The sequence below is a fragment of the Sphaerobacter sp. genome, assembly GCF_019683595.1.
GTDB lineage: Bacteria > Chloroflexota > Chloroflexia > Thermomicrobiales > Thermomicrobiaceae > Sphaerobacter.
In genome coordinates, this window is the sequence record NZ_JADGHZ010000251.1 from 1 (window position 1) to 3,983 (window position 3,983).

The 3,983-nt window shown below is 67.0% G+C and carries 2 protein-coding genes and 1 tRNA gene; all 3 read right to left on the reverse strand.

The window, feature by feature from the left end:
* The coding region (locus tag IRZ30_RS16115) for a response regulator (protein WP_294086615.1) at window positions 1-256 on the reverse strand (256 nt) is incomplete at its 3' end.
* A gap of 549 nt (window positions 257-805) precedes the next feature.
* The gene (leuS, locus tag IRZ30_RS16120) at window positions 806-3,280 is read right to left on the reverse strand and encodes a leucine--tRNA ligase (RefSeq protein WP_294086617.1); all 2,475 of its coding nucleotides are present in this window, start codon (window positions 3,278-3,280) and stop codon (window positions 806-808) included.
* Between the two features lie 321 nt (window positions 3,281-3,601).
* Window positions 3,602-3,677, reverse strand: a tRNA-Ala gene (locus tag IRZ30_RS16125).
* Window positions 3,678-3,983 lie beyond the last annotated feature (306 nt).

Sequence of the window (3,983 nt, forward strand, 5' to 3'; positions counted from 1 at the left end):
CGCGGGTGCTGCCCTGCTCGCTGACGAAGATCAGCGGCCCGGTGTAGCGCCGCCCCCGCAGCTCCTTGCACAGCTCCCAGCCGTCCAGGTCCGGCAGCTGCGCCTCCAACAGCACGGCATCGACGCCCCCGTCCACGACCGCCCGGATCGCGGCCGCCCCGGACTGGACGAGGATCACTTCATGCCCGGCCTCGGCCAGCACGTAGCGTAAGACCTCGCCCGTGATCGGTCTGGGATCAACGATGACCACGCGCATGAGAGTCCCTCCCTCCCGCACGCGTCTGCCGGGGTGTCGCGGCGGGTGCGCACCCGAGCAGCGTCCCGGGGCTATCCCCCATCACCGGGCCGCGGTTCCCACCCCGCCAACCAGCCCATCACCGTACGGCACCCCAACGGGCTGATACCGGCAGATTCAGTCGCGCGTCATTGCGGCGATATTGAAACCTCGATCGAAACGCGGAGCCATTGCGCGTGCGACGGGAATCGTCGCGACTCTGTGCGCCCTACCAGGCTCCACCGTCACTGTACGACGGTGTCATTAGGAGCAATCTGGGTCCAGAATACGACTTGATTACCCAAATGTCAATGATTGCGCAATACATCCTGCGTGAAGAGATATTAAGGATGGCACGTATGGGTCTCATCGCACAACGCCATGCGTTCGTTCGCGTTCAACGCTCGGCGCGAGGGCACAACGTGGCGGCGTCCAATGGTAGTGCACATGCCGTACCAGCCTGGCGCACAAATGCCACGGCCGCCGCGGAATCCCGCGGCGGCCGCCTCACCCATCCCAGCGAGAACGAACCTAGCTGGCAACGATGTTTACCAGGCGCCCCGGCACGTAGATCGTGCGCCGAACCGTGCGGCCCTGCAGGTGCTCGCGAACACGGCTGCTGGCCGTAGCCAGTTCGATCGCCTGCTCCTCGGTGATGTCCACCGGCACCTCCAACCGGTCCCGCACCTTGCCGTTGACCTGCACCACCAGCTCGATCATCTCGGCGGCTGCCAGCTCCGGGTCGTACTGAGGCCAGGACTGCTGATGGACGCTGTACGGCTCTCCCAGCCGCTCCCACAGCTCTTCGGCCAGGTACGGCGTCGACGGAGCCAGCAGCAACACCAGGGTTCGCATGGCCTCCCGCCACGCCTCGGTGCGCACCACCTCGGTGTCGCGCAGCGCCGACAGCTCGTTCACGAACTCCATCAGCCGCGCGACCATCGTGTTGAACTGGAAGGTCGAGATGTCCTCCGTCACCGCCTTGATGGTGCGGTGCGTGATCTTGCGCAGCTTGTGCCCGGCTTCCCCGTCCGGCAGCTCGACCGGCGTGCCAGCCGTCTCGGTCACGATCGACCAGACGCGCCGGACGAATCGCTCCACGCCGGCGATGCCGCGCGACGACCACGGCCCGCCCTGCTCCCACGGGGCGATGAACATCAGGTACAGGCGCACGGTGTCGGCGCCCATCTGTGCGACCAGGTCGTCCGGATCGACGACGTTCCCGCGGCTCTTGGACATCTTCTCGTTGTCCTCGCCCAGGATGATCCCCTGGTTGAACAGGCGCAGGAACGGCTCGTCGAAGGGCAGCAGGCCCAGATCCCGCAGCGCCTTGGTGAAGAACCGCGCGTACATCAGGTGCATCGTCGCGTGCTCGATGCCACCCGTGTACTGGTCGACCGGCGTCCAGTAGGCGATGGCGTCCGGGTCGAACGGTCGATCGGTCTCCTGCGGGCTGACGTAACGGTACTGGTACCAGGACGAGTCGACGAAGGTGTCCATGGTGTCGGTCTCGCGCCGCGCCGGGCCCCCGCACTGCGGACACGTCGTGTTGACGAACCGCTCATCGGTCTTCAGCGGCGACACCCCGGTGGGTGTGAACTCGGCGTCCTCCGGTAGCAGCACCGGCAACTGGTCCTCCGGCACCGGCACCGTGCCGCACTGATCGCAGTACACGATCGGGATCGGCGTTCCCCAGTAGCGCTGGCGCGAGATCAGCCAGTCGCGCAGGCGGTAGGTGACCGCGTGCGTACCCAGCCCCTGCTCCTCCAGCCACGCGGTGACGCGCCGCACGGCTTCGCCGCCGGCCGTCGGGGTTCCGTCGAACGGCCCCGAGTTGACCATCACGCCGTCGCCGGGGTACGCCTCGGTCATCGTGGCCGGATCCAGCGGCTCCCCGTCGGGCTGAATCACCACCTGGATCGGCAGGTCGTACTTCCGGGCGAACTCGAAGTCGCGCTGGTCGTGCGCGGGCACCGCCATGATCGCCCCGGTGCCGTAGCTCATCAGCACGTAGTCGGCGATCCAGACCGGAATCCGCGCGCCGTTCACCGGGTTGATGGCGTACCCGCCGGTGAAGACGCCGGTCTTCTCCCGGTCGGTCGCCGTCCGCGCGATGTCGGTCTCCCGCCGCGTTTGAGCCACGTACGCCTCGACGGCATCCCGCTGCTCGGGGCTGGTCAGCCGCTCGACCAGCGGGTGCTCCGGCGCCAGCACCATGAAGGTCGCACCCCACAGCGTGTCCGGCCGCGTGGTGAAGACCTCGATCGTATCCCCCGCCGTCGTCTCGAAGCGCACACGCGCGCCTTCCGAGCGGCCGATCCAGTTGCGCTGCATCGTCATGACCCGCTCGGGCCACTCGATGCCGTCGAAGTTCAGCAGCTCGTCGGCGTACTTCGTGATGCGGAAGAACCACTGCTCCAGGTCGCGCCGGTAGACCTCGGTTCCGCAGCGCTCGCAACGGCCGTCGACGACCTGCTCATTCGCCAGCACCGTCTGGTCTTTTGGGCACCACCACACGGGTGCGCTGGCGCGGTAGGCCAGACCGTTCTTGTAGAACTGCAAGAAGAACCACTGGTTCCAGCGGTAGTAGTCCGGCAGGCAGGTGACGACCTCGCGCGACCAGTCGAACATCGCGCCCATCGAGCGCAACTGCCGGCGCATGCGCTCGATGTTGGCCATGGTCCACTTGAAGGGATGGATGCCCCGCGTAATGGCGGCGTTCTCCGCCGGCAAGCCGAAGGCATCGAACCCCATCGGGAACAGCACGTTGTACCCCGACATGCGCTTGAAGCGCGCGGCCGCATCGGACGGCGCCATCGCGTACCAGTGCCCGATGTGCAGGTCGCCCGATGGGTAGGGGTACATCGTCAGGTGGTACCACTTGGGGCGACTCGGGTCCTCGACCACGCGGTAGATGCCCGTCTCGTCCCAGATCCTGCGCCACTTTTCCTCAATGGCGTGCGGCTCATACGCCTCGCGCCGCGCCGCCGGCTTCGCGGTCGTCATCATCATCCTCCTGTTACGCTCCATTGCGTAGGGGCAAGCGTCATCATCGTCGCGGGCGGCGAAGGGGATTACGCCGCCGAGACAGGGGACGGGCCCGCGGTAAGGGACGGCGCGCCGCCGACCGTGCCGTACCGACCCGGGCAACTGCGATGCCCGGTTGAGTACGAGTGCAATCGGCGCCTCGGGACGATCACCATGATCACGCCCCTTCCGGTCGGGCGGGCCACGGAGACGCGGCCTTAAAAACGAGACGAGCCCTTCTCCCGTTCAGGGACGAAAGGCTCGTCTTCCGCGGTACCACCCTGGTTGATAGGCGGTCAGTGGTGGAGCTGAGGGGACTCGAACCCCTGACTTCAACACTGCCAGTGTTGCGCTCTCCCAGCTGAGCTACAGCCCCGCGCCTATCCGCTCTCAACCCGATAACGGAGGTTACCCGGTGACGACTACCGGCGAGCGCCCTCGCCGTCACGGCTCCCGGGCGAGTTCGGCCTCTGCGCTGCCTCGCACCTCCCGGCAGCTCGCTGTCGATACGGCCTACTACTCCCGTTCGACGCCTTTGCCACTGTGAATGATGCGGAGGGACGCGCCCTCCGCCGACCGAAATGGTAGCACAGCCCCGCCCGGAGTGTCAAACGCCTCCCGGCCCCGACACGGCCGAGACACACGCTCCGCACGCCCCGCGCCCCTCGACACACCACGTGCT

What these genes read in the sequence shown, in the direction of transcription:
- leuS (WP_294086617.1), bottom strand. Translation starts at nt 3,280, where the DNA reads ATGACGACCGCGAAGCCGGCGGCGCGGCGCGAGGCGTATGAGCCGCAC.